Origin of the sequence: Agromyces humi (assembly GCF_009720255.1) — a bacterium.
Lineage (GTDB): Bacteria > Actinomycetota > Actinomycetes > Actinomycetales > Microbacteriaceae > Agromyces > Agromyces humi.
The window spans coordinates 1-511 of the sequence record NZ_WJSP02000804.1; the positions used below are offsets into that span (position 1 = coordinate 1).

The window sequence follows — 511 nt, forward strand, 5'->3', positions numbered from 1 at the left end:
GCCTCACCGACCTGCTCGAGCTGCGCGTCGAGGAGCGCGGCGGGCGGCTCTTCTTCGGTCGCGACGAGGACACCGTGGTGCTCGTGCTCGAGGACGCCGACGCCGGCCTCGCCGACGAGCTCGCGGCCGAGTTCGGCCTGCCGGTCGGCGTCTCCGACGCGGTCGCCGCCGACGGGACGGCCATGGCGCACGAGCAGGCGCTGCGAGCGCTCGAGCGCGCCCGCGAGACCGGCTCGGGCGTCGTGGCGTTCGACGAGATCAGCCGCCAGGGCGTGCTCGCGTTCCTCGCCCGCACCGACGCGCGGGCGGTCGCATTCGCCACGCTCGCCCCGCTCACGGCGCACGATGAGGCGAACGGCACGGCCCTCGTCGCCACGATGCGCGCCTGGCTCGAGCACGGCGGCCAGTTCGACGCCACCGCGCAGGCGCTGGGGGTGCACCGGCACACCGTGCGCAGCCGGGTCGCCCTCGCCGAGCGGCTGCTGGGGCGCGACCTCTCGGGCTTCCACGC

1 protein-coding gene is annotated in these 511 nt (G+C 76.5%); it reads left to right on the forward strand.

What is annotated here, in order from left to right; all coding sequences use genetic code 11:
• Nucleotides 1–511: PucR family transcriptional regulator (locus GH736_RS24270; RefSeq protein WP_203230958.1), on the forward strand; the 511-nt coding region annotated here is incomplete at both ends.